General features: G+C 70.4%; 20 protein-coding genes. 14 read left to right on the top strand and 6 right to left on the bottom strand.

Going from position 1 to position 17,429, the window contains the following annotated elements:
- Positions 1-254 precede the first annotated feature (254 nt).
- From NE857_RS31875 to NE857_RS31850, 6 genes are all read left to right on the top strand, one after another.
- Positions 255-917 (top strand): phosphatase PAP2 family protein, encoded by a 663-nt coding sequence (locus NE857_RS31875; RefSeq protein WP_184366600.1) that lies wholly within the window; start codon positions 255-257, stop codon positions 915-917.
- 353 nt (positions 918-1,270) lie between these two features.
- The gene (locus NE857_RS31870; protein ID WP_254418963.1) at positions 1,271-1,621 is read left to right on the top strand and encodes an AAA family ATPase; all 351 of its coding nucleotides are present in this window, start codon (positions 1,271-1,273) and stop codon (positions 1,619-1,621) included.
- A 78-nt stretch (positions 1,622-1,699) separates the two neighbouring features.
- Entirely contained in the window at positions 1,700-2,995 is a 1,296-nt protein-coding gene (gene hemL / locus NE857_RS31865; protein WP_254418962.1) for a glutamate-1-semialdehyde 2,1-aminomutase, read from the top strand.
- 67 nt (positions 2,996-3,062) lie between these two features.
- On the top strand, positions 3,063-3,698 hold the full coding sequence (locus NE857_RS31860; RefSeq protein WP_254418961.1) for a histidine phosphatase family protein: 636 nt from the start codon (positions 3,063-3,065) through the stop codon (positions 3,696-3,698).
- Positions 3,699-3,917: 219 nt separating this feature from the next.
- Positions 3,918-4,016 carry a 30S ribosomal protein bS22 gene (locus tag NE857_RS31855; protein ID WP_013155353.1) on the top strand — a complete coding sequence of 33 codons (99 nt, stop codon included), beginning with the start codon at positions 3,918-3,920 and terminating at the stop codon, positions 4,014-4,016.
- A gap of 227 nt (positions 4,017-4,243) precedes the next feature.
- Positions 4,244-5,185 carry an NAD-dependent epimerase/dehydratase family protein gene (locus NE857_RS31850; protein ID WP_254418960.1) on the top strand — a complete coding sequence of 314 codons (942 nt, stop codon included), beginning with the start codon at positions 4,244-4,246 and terminating at the stop codon, positions 5,183-5,185.
- 168 nt (positions 5,186-5,353) lie between these two features.
- Here the strand turns inward: NE857_RS31850 and NE857_RS31845 are convergent, their stop codons facing one another.
- On the bottom strand, positions 5,354-6,160 hold the full coding sequence (locus NE857_RS31845) for an HAD family hydrolase (RefSeq protein WP_254418959.1): 807 nt from the start codon (positions 6,158-6,160) through the stop codon (positions 5,354-5,356).
- A 249-nt stretch (positions 6,161-6,409) separates the two neighbouring features.
- On the opposite strand from NE857_RS31845, the gene NE857_RS31840 reads away from it, so the two are divergent.
- From NE857_RS31840 to NE857_RS31820, 6 genes are all read left to right on the top strand, one after another.
- On the top strand, positions 6,410-7,555 hold the full coding sequence (locus NE857_RS31840) for a putative quinol monooxygenase (protein ID WP_254418958.1): 1,146 nt from the start codon (positions 6,410-6,412) through the stop codon (positions 7,553-7,555).
- 243 nt (positions 7,556-7,798) lie between these two features.
- Positions 7,799-8,497, top strand: coding sequence for an LmeA family phospholipid-binding protein (locus tag NE857_RS31835; RefSeq protein ID WP_254418957.1), 699 nt, complete (start codon positions 7,799-7,801; stop codon positions 8,495-8,497).
- A complete protein-coding gene (locus NE857_RS31830; RefSeq protein ID WP_254418956.1) occupies positions 8,497-8,820 on the top strand; it encodes a TlpA family protein disulfide reductase in 324 nt (107 codons plus the stop codon). Before NE857_RS31835 ends, NE857_RS31830 begins: the two co-directional genes overlap by 1 nt.
- Positions 8,821-8,968: 148 nt before the next feature.
- On the top strand, positions 8,969-9,055 hold the full coding sequence (locus NE857_RS34630; protein WP_355267795.1) for a putative leader peptide: 87 nt from the start codon (positions 8,969-8,971) through the stop codon (positions 9,053-9,055).
- Positions 9,056-9,420: 365 nt separating this feature from the next.
- Entirely contained in the window at positions 9,421-10,266 is an 846-nt protein-coding gene (locus NE857_RS31825) for a sulfurtransferase (RefSeq protein WP_254418955.1), read from the top strand.
- On the top strand, positions 10,263-10,568 hold the full coding sequence (locus tag NE857_RS31820) for a DUF1416 domain-containing protein (protein WP_184366589.1): 306 nt from the start codon (positions 10,263-10,265) through the stop codon (positions 10,566-10,568). The genes NE857_RS31825 and NE857_RS31820 overlap by 4 nt, the downstream gene beginning before the upstream one ends.
- A gap of 97 nt (positions 10,569-10,665) precedes the next feature.
- Here the strand turns inward: NE857_RS31820 and NE857_RS31815 are convergent, their stop codons facing one another.
- From NE857_RS31815 to NE857_RS31795, 5 genes are all read right to left on the bottom strand, one after another.
- Positions 10,666-11,184 (bottom strand): hypothetical protein, encoded by a 519-nt coding sequence (locus NE857_RS31815; RefSeq protein ID WP_254418954.1) that lies wholly within the window; start codon positions 11,182-11,184, stop codon positions 10,666-10,668.
- Positions 11,160-11,675, bottom strand: a complete 516-nt coding sequence (locus tag NE857_RS31810) for an ABC transporter permease (RefSeq protein ID WP_254418953.1) — start codon at positions 11,673-11,675, stop codon at positions 11,160-11,162. The genes NE857_RS31815 and NE857_RS31810 overlap by 25 nt, the downstream gene beginning before the upstream one ends.
- 69 nt (positions 11,676-11,744) lie before the next feature.
- Positions 11,745-12,284 (bottom strand): ABC transporter permease, encoded by a 540-nt coding sequence (locus NE857_RS31805; RefSeq protein ID WP_254418952.1) that lies wholly within the window; start codon positions 12,282-12,284, stop codon positions 11,745-11,747.
- Complete coding sequence (locus NE857_RS31800) at positions 12,281-12,826, bottom strand: hypothetical protein (protein ID WP_254418951.1); 546 nt, start codon at positions 12,824-12,826, stop codon at positions 12,281-12,283. Before NE857_RS31800 ends, NE857_RS31805 begins: the two co-directional genes overlap by 4 nt.
- 112 nt (positions 12,827-12,938) lie before the next feature.
- Complete coding sequence (locus NE857_RS31795; protein ID WP_254418950.1) at positions 12,939-13,457, bottom strand: hypothetical protein; 519 nt, start codon at positions 13,455-13,457, stop codon at positions 12,939-12,941.
- 411 nt (positions 13,458-13,868) lie between these two features.
- Between NE857_RS31795 and NE857_RS31790 the strand changes: the two genes are divergently transcribed.
- On the top strand, positions 13,869-16,085 hold the full coding sequence (locus tag NE857_RS31790) for a hypothetical protein (RefSeq protein WP_254418949.1): 2,217 nt from the start codon (positions 13,869-13,871) through the stop codon (positions 16,083-16,085).
- A gap of 87 nt (positions 16,086-16,172) precedes the next feature.
- On the top strand, positions 16,173-17,429 hold the full coding sequence (locus NE857_RS31785) for a Mur ligase family protein (protein WP_254418948.1): 1,257 nt from the start codon (positions 16,173-16,175) through the stop codon (positions 17,427-17,429).

Below are 17,429 nucleotides of genomic sequence, written 5' to 3'. Positions count from 1 at the left end.
GAGAGAGCGGGTGGACCAGTCCAAAGTTACTTTCCGGTACAGCGAGCGGCCGCGGCCGGGGCGCGCGTCCGCTCCACCGACGGGGTCCACATCTTTCGCGGGGATCGCGCTTTCACGGCCTTAGGAGGGTCCGGCAGATGACAGGATAAGGACCTTCCCGTCATCCACTCGTGGGAGTCCCGTCACCGGGACGTCGCCCAGCCTTCCCCCTGCTGTAAGAGCGGCTCTTCTCCCCGTACGACCCCTGGAGAGAGATGGTTTCCGAGATCTTCGCCATCAGTACCGCCTGGTCGCGATCCCTGATCGAGTTCGCCGACGGACTCGCCCCCTGGGCCCAGACGGCAGCGGTGTGGGGCACCGACCTGTTCCTCGGTGTCTTCGCGATCCTTTTCCTCATGGCCTGGTGGCGATCCCGATCCGTCAACTCGCGCCTGGTCGGCCTGGCTCTCTTCGCCCCGGTCGCCACCGTCATCGCCTACGGCGCCAGCCTGACCCTCAAGTCGTTCTTCGAACAGCTGCGCCCCTGCCAGGCCATGACCGACCTGAACACCATTGCCACGTGCGATCCGATCGGTGACTGGTCCTTCCCGAGCAACCACGCCGCCATCGCCGGCGCCGCGGCCGCCGCCGTCATCGTCGCCTGGCGCCGCTTCGCCGTCGCGGCGATCCTCTTCGCGGTCCTGGAAGCCTTCTCCCGGGTCCTCGTCGGCGCGCACTTCCCGCACGACGTCACCGTCGGCCTCCTCGTCGGCGCCGCCGTCGCCACCCTGGTCTCGCTCCTGGCGGCCCGCCCGATGACCGCCCTGGTCGACAAACTCGCCGAGGTCGACCTCCTGCGGCCCCTCCTGCGAGCCGAACCCGCCGTCCGAGGCCCCGAGATCGAACAGATCCGCGAGGACTCCCACAGCAGGGTGTAGGCCCCGCTCCTGAACAGCACGTGTGCCCCGCCCCACCCCCGGGAGGCGGGGCACACGTGTATGCCACGGGTTTCAGAACGTAGGCCATGGGGCCGTGGCATCCCCTGGGGTGGGGTGGTTTTTCCGCGCGAAGAGCGGCTAGACCACCTTCGGGGAGGGGGGAAGTTCGCCATGTTGCTGAGTTTCCGCGCAGAGAACCACAAGTCCATCCGTGAGGAGCAGCAGCTCCTCCTCACCCCCCCGCCTACGACGACGCCCGTCCCGAATCCGCTGACTGGGAGGCCGTCACCGTCGCGGGCGTCTTCGGCACCAACGCTTCGGGGAAGTCGAACCTGCTCGACGCGCTCTCCTTCATGCGGGACACCGTCCGTTGGTCCATGAACCACGGAGAACCCGGAAGCGGTATCCACAGGGAGCCCTTCGCGCTTGACGCCGAAGCGGCCACGGACCCCTCCATCTTCGTCATCGACCTGATGCTCTCCGGGGTCCGCCACACCTACGGCTTCGCCATCGACGACGGACAGGTGACGGAGGAGTGGCTGTACACCTATCCGAAGCGTCGCAAGCGTGTCGTCTTCGAGCGCGACGGCGAGGACTTCGCGTTCGGGCTCCAGGACGCCCGCGAACGGGCCGAACGCCTTCCACCCGGATCGGACCCCAGCACGGAGGTCCACAGGCTCGTGCGGGCGATCCTGCGCGACTGAGGTGCCATCGGACACCGTGGAACGCGTTGCGGGGCGGGTCACGGTCGCGGGAGAGAGGACAGCTGACACACTGGTGAGGTGGGTACTCAACAGACTTCAGCAGAGCTCTTCCAGCGGGCGGCCGCCGTCGTTCCCGGCGGCGTGAACTCGCCCGTTCGCGCGTTTGGTGCCGTCGGCGGCACCCCGCCGTTCTTCGTCAAGGGCGAAGGCCCCTACCTCACGGACTCCGACGGCCGACAGTACGTCGACCTCGTCTGCTCTTGGGGGCCCCTCGTTCTCGGGCACGCGAACCCGGCGGTCGTGGAGGCCCTCCACAGCCAGGTCGCGGCCGGGACCTCCTACGGCGCTCCGACCCCCGGCGAGGTCGAGCTCGCCGAGCTGATCGTCGAGCGCACCCCCGTGGAGAAGGTCCGCCTGGTCAACTCCGGGACCGAGGCCACCATGTCCGCGATCCGCCTCGCGCGCGGGTTCACCGGCCGCAGCAAGATCATCAAGTTCGCCGGCAACTACCACGGCCACGTCGACGCCCTGCTCGCCGCCGCCGGTTCCGGGCTGGCCACGTTCGCCCTCCCCGACTCCCCGGGCGTCACCGGGGCCAGCGCCGCCGACACCCTGGTGCTGCCCTACAACGACGTCGAGGCCGTCGAGCGCGCCTTCGCCGAGCACGGCGACGACATCGCCTGCGTGATCGCCGAGGCCTGCCCCGCCAACATGGGCGTCGTCCCGCCCAAGGCCGGTTTCAACGGCCGCCTCAAGGAGATCGCGCACGCCAACGGCGCCCTGTTGATCCTCGACGAGGTCCTCACCGGATTCCGGGTCAACGCCTCCGGCTGGTTCGGTCTGGAGGGCGTGACCCCCGACCTCATGACCTTCGGCAAGGTCATGGGCGGCGGCCTGCCCGCCGCGGCCTTCGGCGGCCGCGCCGAGATCATGGACCGGCTGGCGCCCGACGGCCCCGTCTACCAGGCGGGCACCCTGTCCGGTAACCCGCTGGCGACCGCGGCCGGTCTGGCGACCCTGCGCGGCGCGACCCCCGAGGTCTACGCGCACATCGACAGCGTCTCCGCGCAGGTCGAGGCCGAGATCTCCAAGGCGCTCAGCGCCGAGGGCGTGACCCACCGGGTCCAGGGCGGCGGCAACCTGTTCACGGTGTTCTTCACCGACCAGGAGATCACCGACTTCGACAGCGCCCGCACCACGGACACCAAGGTGTTCGCCGCGTTCTTCCACGCCATGCTCGAGCAGGGCGTCTACCTGCCGCCCGCCGCCTTCGAGGCGTGGTTCTTCTCCGCCGCCCACGACGGGGCCGCCATCGACAGGGTGGTCGCGGCGCTGCCCAAGGCCGCCCAGGCCGCGGCCCAGGCGCAGGGCTGAGGCTCAGGTCTGAGCCGATGCCCGCACCACGGACAGTGCCCGTACCCCGGACAGAAAGACTGCCACGATGACCACGACCACCGTCGTCCACCTGCTTCGGCACGGTGAGGTGTACAACCCCGAGAAGGTCCTCTACGGTCGGCTGCCCGACTACCGCCTGAGCGACCGGGGCCAGCGGATGGCGGAGATGGCCGCCGACTGGTTCGGGGGCCACGACATCGCGGCCCTGTTCTCGTCGCCGCTGGACCGCACCCAGGAGACATCGGAGCCGCTGCAGAAGGCGTTCGACCTCCCGGTGACCCTGGACGACCGGATGATCGAGGCGGCCAACAAGTTCGAGGGCATGTCGCTGTCCGCCAAGTCGGCGCGCGACCCCCAGGTGCTGAAGCGGCTCTACAACCCCTTCAAACCCTCCTGGGGCGAGCCCTACCAGCAGATCGTCGACCGGATGGTCGAGGTCATCAAGGTCGCTCGCCGGGCAGCCTGGGGCCGTGAGGCCGTGTGCGTCAGCCACCAGCTGCCGATCTGGATGGCCCGCCGCGCGGCCGAGGGCAAGCGCCTGTGGCACCGACCCGACCTGCGGGAATGTAACCTCGCCAGTGTCACGTCGCTGACCTTCGCGGATCAGCGGCTGGCCAGCGTCAGCTACGCCGAACCGGCCGCCGTGCTCTACGGTGACGGTCCGTCGCTTCCAGGGGCCTGACCCGTCAGGGTTGCCCGTAGCGGTAAGCTGGGGCCACGGGTGCGGTAGACGTGCGTCTAGTGAGCGTCGTCCTCCCCGGGGCCCGCCCCGGTCGCACCGGCCACCCGCGCCGTGCGCGCGTGTGCCCGGGCGAGCCCAGCAGCCGCATCCGAGCCAGCAGGTGTTCGTCACCAGTGGTTCGGCATGTCCGTACTCACTCGTCAGCGAGAAGGTGATCCCATGGGTTCCGTCATCAAGAAGCGCCGCAAGCGGATGGCGAAGAAGAAGCACCGCAAGCTGCTCAAGCGCACGCGTGTGGCTCGTCGCAACAAGAAGTAGGACCGTTCGCGGCGTACGTCGTCTCTCCGCGGGCGCGGGCGGGTTCAGGCACGCCCCGGACGCGGAGATACTTCACTTTCCCTGCCCGGCTCTTTGCCGGGCAATGGAATTTTCCGGGTGAAACACTGTTGTGTCTCACGGGTCGCGGTCGCCGGTTCACCCCAAGCGGGTGAACGGTCCGCGGGCCATCCGGACCACCACCGTCTCCTTTCAAGGAACGTGTCGCCATGGCTCGCGTCGTACTCGTCACCGGGGTTTCCAGCCCCCTCGCCGCCGGGGTCGCGCAGACCCTGAGCAAGGAGCCCGGTGTGCACCGGGTGATCGGCGCGGACTCCTCGCCGCCACCGAGCGGGACCACGGGGGTCGAGTACCAGCACGTCGACCTGCACGACGGCAGCCTGGACCGCATCGTCGCCGAATCCGGCGCGGAGCTGGTCCTGCACCTGGGCCTGGACACCGAGAAGGGCCCGAACCGGGAGGACAACCTCCTGGGCACCATGCGGGTGCTGGGCGCGGCCCAGCGCTCCGCCACCGTCCACCGGCTCGTGGTGCGCTCCAGCGCCACCCTGGACGCCGACGACGCCGCCGAGGTCGAGCGGCACACCCGCGGCCTCCAGCGCCGCCGCCCGGACCTGTCCGTGGCCGTCCTGAAGTTCGCGAACCTCATCGGTCCGTCCGTGGACACCCCGCTCACCCGTTACATGGACTCCCGTGTCGTGCCCACCGTGATGGGCCGCGACCCGCGCGTGCAGTTCCTGCACGAGGACGACGGCGCCGAGGCGCTGGTGCGCATGGCGCTCAGCGACCGGACCGGTTTCTTCGACGTCTCCGCGGCGGACGCCGTCCCGCTCTCCCACTGCCTGCGCCGTATCGGCGGCCAGCGCCTCCCGGTCCCCGCACGCGGCCTCAAGGTGTTGCGCGGCGTGGCCAAGCACGGCCGGATCGACTACGCCAGCTCCAGCGCCGCCCGCGTGGTCGGAGCGGGCCTGACCGCGTCCAGGCTGGACCCCGCCCCGCTGAGCCGGGCCCTGGGCTGGGTGCCCTCCTACAGCTCCGCCGAGGCCTTCGAGTCCTACGCGCACGGCCGCGGCGGCTCCCCCCGGAGCCGGGGCGCCGGTCTGCGCCCGGTCCACGTCCTCGCCCTGGCTCGCGCGACCCTCGGGCGTTAAAGCGGTCAGGTGCGCCCTGGAGCGCTCACGGGCCTTCCTCCTGTCGAAGGCCTCACCAGTCACGCAACTCGTCGGCTCAGGCCCGCAGGCCCGCCGCTAACCCTCCCCTGTCCCGCTCCGGCAGGCGTTCCATCGCGCCCGCCCGTGCCGGTGGCCGGCCGCCGGGCCTCAGCGTGCGGTGAGGGATCTGCGGTGTCTGACGGCGCGTACCGCCACGGCTCCGGCGACGGCGCCCGCCACGGCGGCGGGAACGGCCACCTTCAGCGCCGCCCGGTGCCTGCGGAAGTCGTGCACCGGCCACTCATGGGTGCGCGCGTACCGGCGCAGGTCCCCGTCCGGGTTGACCGCGTGCGGATCACCGACCAGGGAGAGCAGCGGCAGGTCGTTGGAGGAGTCGCTGTAGGCCGAACAGGCCGCCAGGTCCCATCCCTCCTTCTGAGCGAGCGCCCGCACCGCCACGGCCTTGGCCGGGCCGTGCAGCAGGTCGCCGTTGAGTCGTCCCGTGTACACCCCGTCGATGCTCTCGGCCTCGGTGCCCAGCGCACCCGTCAGCCCCAGGCGGCGGCGGATGATCTGGGCCAGCTCCACCGGGGTCGCGGTGACCAGCCACACCGGCCGCCCGGCGTCCAGGTGGCCCTGTACGAGCGCGCGGGTGCCCTCCCAGATGCGGTCGGCCATGGTGTCGTCGTAGATCTCCTCGCACAGGGAGACCAGGTCCTGGACGTCATGCCCGGCGACGAAGGCCAGGGCGGCCTCGCGGGCGGCGTTGATGTGCTCGGGCTGCTCGCTCCCGGTCACCCGGAACACCGTCTGCCCCCACGCGAACCGCATCAGGTCCCGGGTGGTGAACAGGTCACGGGAGGCCAGCCCGCGGGCGAAGTGGTAGATCGACGCGCCGCGCATCAGCGTGTTGTCCACGTCGAAGAAGGCGGCTCCGGTGCCGGCCGGATTCGGGGAAACGGCGTCGTGTGACACGGTTCTCTCCTGGCTTGGGTGGGGGAGGCGACCCTCCGGATCTCCGGGGTGGCGCTCCCCGCGTACTGCGAGCTTATGACCACCTACGGGCCGAGTGCGGCGACTGTGTGACAGCGTCAAACCTGGTGATGAAGATCACAGTGTCGAACCCGGTTTTGGCCTCCACTCTGCGGGATCTTCCCGGAGACTGTCCCACCGAAGGTGCACGGGGTGCACATCCACCCGTTGTCGTGCAGCATCATTGTCGAGATGGTCACGGTAGGACTGACATTCATAAGCGCGTTGGTGGGCTGGAGTGCCACCGCCGCGCTGACCGCTTATGCCCAACGCCGTCCCAGTGTCGCAGCGATCGCCTGGCTGGTCGCCGCCTTCGGTGTGACGGTCGGTCTCAGCGCCGCGGTGATCGGCGTGCTCTTCGACTTCGGGGAGCTCACCTTCCGGCTGCTGCACATCGGTGTCAGCCTCATAGGCCCGCTCTTCATGGCCTGGGGCGCCCTGGAGTACGCGGTCCGTTCACCGAACGCCCGCTTCACCGCGCGCCTGTTCGTCACCGCCCTGACCGTGGTTCCCCTCGTGGTGCTGAGCGTGGACCGCATCAGCGGCCGGTTCGGCACCGCCTTCCCCCCGCTGGGCGACCACTACGACCTGATCCCCCGCTCGCTGGTCAACGGCGTGCAGGGCTTCGTCGCCATCCTCCTCGTCCTCGCGATCATCGCCGTCGCCCGACGCGGATCCCGCGGTTCCGGCGTGACCGACCTCTCGGTGCTGGGGCTGGTCGTTCTCGCGGCGGTCCTCTCCGTCGTGGTCGGCCGCATGGGGATCGGCTCCCTGGGCCCGCTGCTGATGCTCGGCGCGATCTCCTCCCTCTGGGGTGCCGCGGCGCTGGCCGCCAAGCCGCGCCGTGACCTCTACGACGATGACGACGACTACTACGACGACGAGTACGACGACGAAGACGACGAACTCGACGACGAGCCCCAGGAGGAGCCCGTGCGCCGCAAGCGCCGCAACGCCGACACCTACGACGACCTCTACGCGGACGCTCCCGCCCCGCCGCCCAGCAAGCTGCGCGGCGTCATCACGATCTACACGCTCGCCGACGGCCAGGGCGGCGGGTTCGACCAGGTCGCCAACGCCGTTGTCGCCGAGGTCGCCAAGCGCGAGCCGGACACCCTGCTGTTCGCCGCGCACACCGTGCCCAGCGCGCCTCTCCAGCGCATCGTCTACGCGATCTACCGGGACGAACTCGCCCAGGAGGAGCACGAGCAGCAGCCGCACGTCATGGAGTTCACCCGGCGCCTGAGCGCGCACGTGGTGGCCACCAACGTGATCGAGCTCTCCCTCTCCGGCGCGGCCGCCAACGACGGCCTCGCCGCCATGCTGATGCCCCGCTGACCAGGCGTTGTCCGAGCTGACATGACCCCTTCGGGAAAGTCGGAGGGCTGTCCCGCTCCCACGATTGCGTCCGATGGGCGCAACCAACCCCGGGCGCCCTGCGTCTCAACCAGGGTGAAGTACCCTTCCCTACAGGTTTTTCATGACCGGTACCCGTCGGGTGCCGATGGCGTGTGACCGAGACCGGCCGGATGACCCAGCCGAGAGCCGCGCCGGAGCGAAAGAAAGTGTGCTGGGAGTCCGATGCGTAAGTTCCTTGTCGTCTTCCTGATCCTTCTCGCCGTGCTCGTCGTGGCGGCGGATGTCGGAGCGCGTTCGTTCGCGCAGAACACCCTTGCCGAGCGGCTGGCGCAGCAGATGGAGATGTCCGAGGAACCCGACGTCTCGATCGAGGGCTGGGCCTTCCTGCCCCAGGTGGTCAGCGGTACCTACACCGAGGTCAACATCGAGGCGGACAGCGCCACCATGGGCGGGGTGACGGTCGAGAAGATCGAGGCGACCGCATCCGAGGTCGAGGCCCCGCTGAGCGACCTCATGAACGAGCCCACGGTGACCGCGGGCCGGGTGGACGGATCCTTCGTGGTCCCCTACACCTACTTCAACCCATACCTGCCCGAGGGCATGACTATCAGCACCGAGAACGGCGAGCCCCGCATCAGCGGCGAGCTGGCCTTCCCCGAGCTGGGCCTGAGCACCTCGGTCTCCACCGGCGGCGAGTTCACCGTCGAGGACGACACCCTGTACGTGACCCCGATCGACGTCGAGGTGGGCGACGTCCCCTTCGACGTCGACGGCGTGGTCACGAACATGCTGACCTTCAGCGCCCAGGTGCCCGAGCTGCCCTTCGGGCTGACCGCCACGGACATGGAGGCCACCGCCAGCGGCCTCAAGATCACCGGCACCGGCAAGGGCGTCCCGCTGATGGGCTCCGAGGCCGTCTGATGTCTGCGGAGACGGAGAAGCTCGGCGCCGGCCTCCTCGGCGCCGAGCTGGGCGCGAGAGCCACGCTCGTGCAGTTCTCCAGCGCCTTCTGCCAGCCCTGCCGCGCCACCCGCCGCGTACTGGAGGACGTGGCGGACATGGTCGAGGGGGTGGCCCACGTGGAGGTCGACGCGGAGTCCCGGCTCGACCTCGTACGTGAACTGAAGATCCAGGGAACCCCCACGGTGTTCGTGCTCGCCGCGGACGGCCGGGTGGTCCGCCGGGCCGGGGGCCAGCCCCGGAAGGCGGACGTGATCGCCGCGCTCGGCGAGGCCCTGCGCTGACCTCGGTCGGACCTCCCCGACCCTCCCCGCCGCATTCCTCCTCTGTGTCTTCTCCGGCGTCTCCCATGTGTCTCACAGGGTGGAACTTCCGTCTTGTGATCCAGGACACCCGTGACAAGAGCGCGGTCCGGCCTGTAGCGTCTAGGACGTGACTTCCTTGACGAGCGCGTATCTGACGAAGCGACGTGCGGTGGACTTCTGCCGCGTCGCTGCCGCGCTCTGTCCGTGTCCCTAGGGCGGACGGGCCCCTCGAGCCTCCGCTCGCTCCCTGCGACCGGCCCCTTCCCGCGCACACGACGGGGATGACCCCTCCGCCCGGAGGCGGTCCTCCACAGGCCCCGGCGGACCATGACGGACGTCAGTTTCGTCTCCACGCCGACGGTCTGCCTCCGTCACACCCTCCTGTGCCCCGGAACGGCTCGCCACCGCCGCGACCGCCCTGCCCCACGCGTAGAGCTTCCCCTTCTCCTGCCGGCTCCCACGGAGCAGCGGTCAGGGCTGGGGAAGCCGCCTGAGACCCCTGTTCCGGGCACCGTGCCCCCGGAACGCGCAGCACCGACCACACACGCGACACCGCACTTCAAACACAGGAGGTTCCCCATGAGCCGCTCCGACGTCCTTGTGGACGCCGACTGGGTGGAGGCTCACCTGGACGACGCCAACGTCGTTCTCGTCGAGGTGGACGAGGACACGTCCGCCTACGACAAGGGCCACATCCCCGGCGCCGTCAAGATCGACTGGAAGACGGACCTCCAGGACCCCGTCCGCCGCGACTTCGTGGACCAGACCGGTTTCGAGAAGCTGCTGTCCGCCAAGGGCATCGGCAACGACGACCAGGTCATCCTGTACGGCGGCAACAACAACTGGTTCGCGGCCTACGCCTACTGGTACTTCAAGCTCTACGGCCACGACAACGTCCGTCTGCTCGACGGCGGCCGCAAGAAGTGGGAGCTCGACTCCCGCGAGCTCGTCGAGGAGGTCCCGGAGCGGGCCGCCACCGAGTACAAGGCCAAGGAGCAGGACTCCTCGATCCGCGCCTTCCGCGACGAGGTCGTCGAGGCCATCGGCACCAAGGACCTGGTCGACGTCCGCTCGCCCGACGAGTTCACCGGCAAGCTGCTGACCCCCGCGCACCTGCCGCAGGAGACCTCGCAGCGCCCGGGCCACATCCCGACCGCGCGCAACATCCCGTGGGCCAAGACGGCCAACGAGGACGGCACCTTCAAGAGCGCCGAGGAGCTGCGCGAGCTCTACACCGAGGCCGGGGTGGACCTCGACAAGGACATCATCGCCTACTGCAGGATCGGTGAGCGCTCCTCGCACACCTGGTTCGCCCTGCACGAGATCGTCGGCCTGGAGAACGTCAAGAACTACGACGGCTCGTGGACCGAGTACGGCTCCCTGGTGGGCGTGCCGGTCGAGCTCGGAGAAGCGGAGGCCAAGTGAGCGACACCTGCGGAGCACCCGAGGGCGGCGTGGCCCTGGCCGACGTCGACGCCGGCAACCAGGCGGTCATCCAGGGCACGGTGACCCGTGACGGTCAGCCCCTGCGCGGCGCCTACGCCCGACTGCTGAACGAGTCCGACGACTTCGTCGGCGAGGTCGCCACCGGTGACGAGGGCACCTTCCGCTTCTTCGCTGCTGACGGCGACTGGAAGGTACGGGTGCTGGCCTCCCAGGGCTTCACCGGCGAGTACGCGGTGAAGGCCGAGGTCGGCAAGGTCATCGACGTCCAGGTCCAGGCCTGATCTGACCTGACACAGCGCGAACGGCGCCGGTACCGACGGAGCGATCCGTCCGGTACCGGCGCCGTTCGCGCTGCCCCGGGTTTCCAGGATCCCGCGCTCAGCGCTCCCGAGGCGGCGGCACAGGCCCCTCCTCCGGCACCACGTACTGCTCTGCCAGCTCCCGGTTGGCGGCCAGCGCCCGGTCCGCCCGGTCGAGCACCACCTGTCGGTGGAAGACACCCCAGACGACGACCGCGATCGCGGCGAACCCGAACCACGCCAGGCCGACGGGGCCGCCCCTCAGCAGTGAGCCGATGATCAGGTTCAGGGCACTGCCGAACACGAACAGGGCCAGGCCGGTGTGCTGCCAGGGGTTCTCCAGCCGACGGCGCAGGTCTTCGGCCACCCTGACGGTCAGGTGGGCCAGCTCGGGATCAGGGGCCGCCGCGCCGTGGCGCAGGTACAGGATCACCCGCTTGCGCTCCGTACTGATCGGAGCCTTGAGAGCCAGCGCCCGTTCGCTCCAGTCCGCGCGCTGCCTGCGGCGGTTCCAGAGAAAGGCCAGCACCATGCAGACCAAGGCGGCGGTGAGGAAGACCAAGGGGATCAGCCTCAGCGCGAGGAGGTACCCGGGCACGGGAACTCCTCCGTCAGGTCGCGGTTGGTCTCGATCGCCCAGGCGCTCCGCCGCAGCACGTGGGCCCGGTAGACCGGCAGGGCCAGGGTCAGCACGAGGAACACCACGGCCGTGAGGAGCGCGCCCTCCGGGGTGGCCAGGCCGGTCAGCGCGTAGGACCCGGTGAACAGGGGCGCCATGAACACCAGGCTCCAGGCCATCCAGGGGTTCTCCCAGTTGTGGTAGCTCCGCGCGGCCCACTGGCACACCAGCAGCGCGAGCTCGGGGCTTTCCGCGCGCTCCCCCCGCCGAATGATCCGTGCGGCCCGCTGATGGCGTTCGGCGACGTCCAGCCGGTTCCCCTCCTGGAGGTACAGGCCATCCCCGAAACCGTACGCGGGGGCCCCTTCCCGAGACGGCCCGAACCCGCGGCGCCTGTTCCAGCGCACACTCGCCGCTCCGAACACGATCACCCCGGCCAACGCGACGATCATCAGCAGTCCCAGGACCACCTCGGCCTGATCGAATATCCCACTCGTTCCGGAAATGGGGGCTCCTCCGTGAAGGCGAAACAAACACCATTATGTCGTCGATGCCGGACCCGCGCTCTCGGCCAGGTCGCGGTTGGTCTCGATCGCCCAGGCGCTCCGCCGCAGCACGCGGACCCGGTAGAGCGGCAGGGCCAGCGCCGCAACGAAGAGCACCACGGCCGTGACCAGTGCGGGAGCCGGGGCGATCCGGTCGGTCAGGGCCAGGAACCCGCCGAACAGCGGTGCCAGGAACACCGCGTTCCAGACAGCCCACGGGTTCTCCCAGTTCTCGTAGTCCTGCGCGGCCCAGTGGCAGACCAGCAGCGCGAGCCTGGGGCTTTCCGCGCGTTCCCCCCGCTGAATGATCCGTGTGGCGTGCCGGTGCCGCTCGGCGATGTGCGGACCGTTCCCCTCCCGTCGGTGCTCGTCGAGGTGCTGACGGTGCCCGAAACCGCGTGCCGGACCCATCACCTGGAACGGCGTGAACCCGCGGCGCCGATTCCAGACGGCACCCGCCACCGTGCACACGAGCGCCCCGATCACCGAGAGCACCATCAGCACGTCCAGAACCGTCTCGGACATCGAACTCATTCCGGTACCTCCTCCCGCCGAGACCGCGACCGGTCGAACTCGGCGGCCAGAGCCCGGTTGAGTTCCAGCGCGAGTTCGACGTTCGCACGTCGCCTGCGCGCGTGCCGCTCCGCCAGGACACCGAAGACGACCGTCAGTCCCAGGACGGCGGCCAAGAACCCCAGGGAGAACACGGCACTGTCAGCCGTGGTGAGGCTTTGGTGGATGATCATCGGCGCCTGGGCCATCGGCAGGAGCACGTAGCCACGGGACCGCCAGGGGTTCTCACGCAACGGTAGTTCCCGCTCGGCGAGCCGGTGTGCCACGTAGGCCGTGGCCGGATCGTCCGCTGCCCGCCCGTCCCGGACGAGCCGGTCCGCTCTGGTCCGGATCTCGGAGAAAGGGGTGCCGAACCGGGTCAGTTCGGGGTCGATGAGCGGGGGTTCCTCCGGTTCACCGTGCTCCTTGAGCCATCTGCGTGACAGCACGACCGTCACCAGGAAGGCCGTGAAGAAGCCGAGAGCGAGGACGATGACCAGTACCTGCGCCACCAGATCCACCATGTTCGATCACCTCTCCGCGTTCGGATCGTTCTCGACCGCCTCGTGCTCGTCCTGCGCCTGAGCCTCCTCGGCCTTGATCACCACGTCTCGTCTCCAAGGGGGAGTCGGGCGGTCAGTAGGGCTTGCGGAGCTGGTCCCAGCCGTCCCAACCGTCCCTGCCGTCGTCGGGCGGGGCCGGAGCCCGGGCGGCGAGCTCCTCGTTGGCCTCGACCGCCCGGCGGGCCCGGGGCAGAACCCGGCGCCGCTTCAAGGGGTAGTACACGGCCATGGCCGCGATCAGGGGCAGGAACACGTACAGGACGCCCGCGGAGACGTTCCCCAAGGCGGTCATGGTGAAGATGTTGAGCACCATCGCCGCGATGAACACGGAGTACCCGTAGTGCTGCCAGGGGTTCTCCCAGACCCGGAGGTGTTCCCGGGCGGTCGCCACCGTCAGACGGGCCAGTTCGGGATCAGGGGCGGTCTCGCTGGAGCGCAGGTACGGCCGTACTCGGCGCTGGTCCTCGCCCCGGGGCGCCTGGGCGGCCAGCTCCCGCTGTTTCCAGTTCGGACGGCTGTGTCGGCGGTTCCAACGGGAGCCCATCGCCTGGAAGACGAAAGCGGCCGCCAGGAGCAGGGTCACGGCTCCCATGAACACGTAGGTCGGTAACGGGCCGGACAGGTTCGCTGCCGAGACGGGGGGTTCACTCCCTCGGAGTGGCGGGGTCGGTGGTTCCTCTGTCCCCTGTCCCCATGCCCGGAGGGAGACGGGTAAACATCGGACGCGCCGGGGCAGGGCTCGGCATGCGAGGTGGGGGCGGGTTTTCCACAGGTGAGGGCTCGGGGCTGGTCAGCGGTGGGCCTCCCTGATTCACTGATCGGCAAGGCCACGTCGTCCGGCAGCGGCCGGACACCCCCGTGTCCGGCCCATCGGGCGGACTCGGCCTGTGGCAAGCACGCCGGGCGCTGGCTTCCCAGCCCCGCCTCCGACCCCCGGCCGGAGCCCCGCGTGAAGGAATACCCGGCGGTCCCTCTCTACCGCCGGTCAGGAGGTGTTCGGACGGTGCCCACACCACGGTCCTCGGCGACCGCGGCCAGCGCGCCCCGAGGCGAGACGGGACGCACCTACATCGGCTGGCGGCACAAGGTCGTGCTGCCGCCGCCGGGACCCGCCCCGCGCCGCCCCGCGCCGGCGGATACGGAGACACTCAGCGAGGAGTGGGTCGCCGGGCAGCTCGACAGCGAGAAGCAGACCAACCGGCCGCTCTACTTCGCCCTGGGCGGGCTCGGGCTGTTCGCCCTGCTCTGCCCGCTGCTGTGGAGCCTGCGCATCCTCCCGGGCAGCCTGGCCCTGGGCGGGGTGTTCGCCTGCATGGCGATCGCCGCGCCGGTGGCCTTCGCACTCCTGCAGAGCAGACAGGTCATGGCGGCCAGACTCGAACGAGCCAAGGAGCGGCTGGAGCAGGAGCGGGCCGAACGGGAGCGGGCCCTGCACGACCAGCAGCGTGAACACGCGCGCCGGTACACCGAGTGGCAGGCCGCCGCACGCGCCTACGAGGCCCAGCCGCGCTGGTACGGAATGACCGTGCCGCCCGGGACCTCGGCGGTGATCGTGGTCGGTGGCACCGACGCGGGATGGTCGGCTCTGCTCACCACCATCGGGGTCTCACGGCTCCGTGAGGGCGGCGACCTCACCGTCGTGGACCTCACCGGCCATTCGGTCGCCCGCGAACTCGTCCGCCTGGCCCGGCGCTGTGCCGTGCAGCCCAGACAGTGGGTGCTCCCCGCCGACCTGCCCCGGATGACCCTGGGCACCAACCTGGACGCCGGGCAGCGCGCCAGAATCCTGTCCGCGGTCGCCGCCGCCTCCGGCCAGCTGGAGGAGGTGGACGCGGACGAAACCCTGCTGCTGCGGCTGCTGGAAGTGCTCGGCCCGGACGTGGGGATCGCCCGGCTCATCGGCGGTCTGCGCGCCCTGGTGACCCCGGAGGAGGACGCGGCCGAGGACGACCCGGCCCTGGCCCTGCTCACCCAGCGCGAGCGCGCCCGGGTGCGGGAGCGCTGCGCCGACGACCCCGGGGTGCGCGAGCGCGCCTGGGCGCTGGAGAACCGGCTCAGCCCCTTCGAGGCGGTCGGCACCAGGGCCGACGACGGTGCCTACGCGCAGGTCAAGATCATCTCCACGGACCGCGCCTCGGGGGAGACCGCGGCCCGGGTCTACGGGACCTACGCCGTGGCCGCGCTCAGCGAACTGTTGGAGGCCCGGGTACCCGAACCGGTCTCCGTCAGCGGCAGGGCGCCCCGGGTGCGGCCCGACCGCACCCGCAGCGTGGTGGTCTGCGGGGCCGAGACGCTCCCGGCCGAGGAGGTGGACCAGGTCCTGGCCGCCGCGGCGGAGGGCGGGGTCGAGGTGGTCCTGATGTTCCGTACCGCCGTCCCCGCCGCCCTGAAACGCTTCTCCGACCCCTCCTGCCTGCCGGTCGTGATGGCCCAGCACAGCGGTGCGGCGGAGGTCGCCAGTGAGGTCGTCGGCGCGGCCGCGGCGGCGACCCGGGCCGAGGAGGACCCGCAGCGTCTGGAGGTGCACCGGCTCACCGAGGTGATCGGTGCCGCGGTGGGCGGGGCGGTCACCGAACCGGACGGCGCCGAAGCCGGGGAGGGCGCCGACGACGATCTCCTCTTCCCCTCCCCGCACACCGAGTCCGGTGCGGTGATCCGCAACGCCGCCGCCGCGATCGCCCCGCTCGACCTGGTCCGCCATGTGAGATCCGCCACGGCCTGGGGGCGGGTCACAGCCCAGGCCGCGGAGATCGACACCCCCGTCAGCGCCGACGCGGAGGAGGGGCCGAGTGTCCGCGGCACCGGCCTGGACGCCGAGGCGCTGCGTGAGCTGCCGTCCACGGCCGCCCTGGTCCTGGCCCCGGACGGACCGGTCGTCACGGACACCAATCCGGGTATCCTCACCCTGTCCACGGCCACGCTGGCCACGGTGGAGGACTCCCCGAAGGTCGGTATCGGCGGGGAGGCCGGGCACGGTGGTGCCACCGGGCCGGCAGCCTCGGACCCGGCCCGCCGGGAGAGCCCCGAACCGGGCTCCGAGACCGGCAGGCCCCGGATCCTCGCTCCGGACGGCAGACCCCTGACCGACACACCGGGGGGCTCCGGCAAGGCCGACGGCTCCGCAGCCCCGAAACCTGTCGGAGCCGCCGACCGGATCGACCCGGAGCAGGTCCCGCCCAACCTCGGGCCGCCGCCCGAGCGTTTGGACTGGCGGGTCTGAGGGTCGGTGGACAATAGGCTTGGCCCGACACATCGCCCGCCGCCGAAGCGCGTCCGTGCGGGTGATCTAGCGATCGTGGAGAAATCGATGAGCGAGCTTCCCTTGCGCGCCCAACTGGCCTCGGTACTGGGCAGGAGCGCAGCCGGCCTGTCCAGGGCCACCGGACGCGGAGACGGCTCCGTCATCGGGGGGCGCGTCGCCCTCAAGGTGGAACCGGACCTGCTCGCCAAGCTCGCCCAGGGCCGCCGCTTGGCCCTGGTCAGCGCCACCAACGGCAAGACGACCACCACCCGGCTCATCGCGCAGGCCCTGCGCGAGTTCGGTGACGTGGCCACCAACGAGTACGGCGCGAACATGCCCACCGGGCACATCACGGCGCTGTCCGACAACAAGTCGGCGGTCAACGGCGTGCTGGAGGTGGACGAGAAGTACCTCCCGCAAGTCCTCAAGGCCACCAACCCCTCCTTCGTGGTCCTGATGAACCTGAGCCGCGACCAGATGGACCGCGCCTCGGAGATCAACCTGCTGGCGAAGAAGTGGCGCACCGCTCTGGCGCAGACCGACACCCACGTCATCGCCAACGCCGACGACCCGCTCGTGGCCTGGGCGGGGCTGGGTGCCCCGAACGCCACCTGGGTGTCGGCCGGTCAGCGCTGGAAGGAGGACTCCTGGTGCTGCCCCGAGTGCGGGGGCCACCTCAAGCGCGACGTCGACCCGCACTGGGAGTGCCCCGAGTGCGGCCTGGCCCGGCCCCGGGCCACGTGGGCGGTGGACAACGCCAACGACACCCTGGTCACCCCCGACGGCCAGGAGCTCAAGCTCCGGATGAACCTGCCCGGGGACGCGAACCGCGCCAACGCCGCGATCGCGGCGGCCACCGCCGCCGGGTACGGTATGCACCCCGAGCGCACCCTGGAACGGTTGCGCGAGGTCACCTCGGTGGCCGGTCGCTACACCTCGGTGGTCACCATGGGCGTCGAGGTCCGCCTGCTGCTCGCCAAGAACCCGGCCGGGTGGCTGGAGTCCTTCGCCGTCCTGGACCCGCCCCGTGTCCCCGTGATCCTCGGGGTCAACGCGCAGATCCCCGACGGCAAGGACACCTCCTGGCTCTGGGACGTTGACTACACGGTGCTGCGCGACCGCAGGGTGTTCGTCATGGGCGAGCGCCGCACGGACCTCGCGCTGCGCCTGGAGACCGACGGGGTGCCCTTCGAGACCGCCGACCGCGTGGACGAGGTGCTGGGCCGGCTCAAGGTCGAGCAGCCCGACATCACCAAGGTCGACGTCATCGCCAACTACACAGCCTTCCAGCAGATCCGCACGGCGTACGGCCGCGTCCAGTAG

The organism is Nocardiopsis exhalans (assembly GCF_024134545.1).
Classification (GTDB): domain Bacteria; phylum Actinomycetota; class Actinomycetes; order Streptosporangiales; family Streptosporangiaceae; genus Nocardiopsis; species Nocardiopsis exhalans.
The sequence above is the reverse complement of the archived record's forward strand: the minus strand, read 5'-3'. Positions and strand labels throughout refer to the sequence as shown.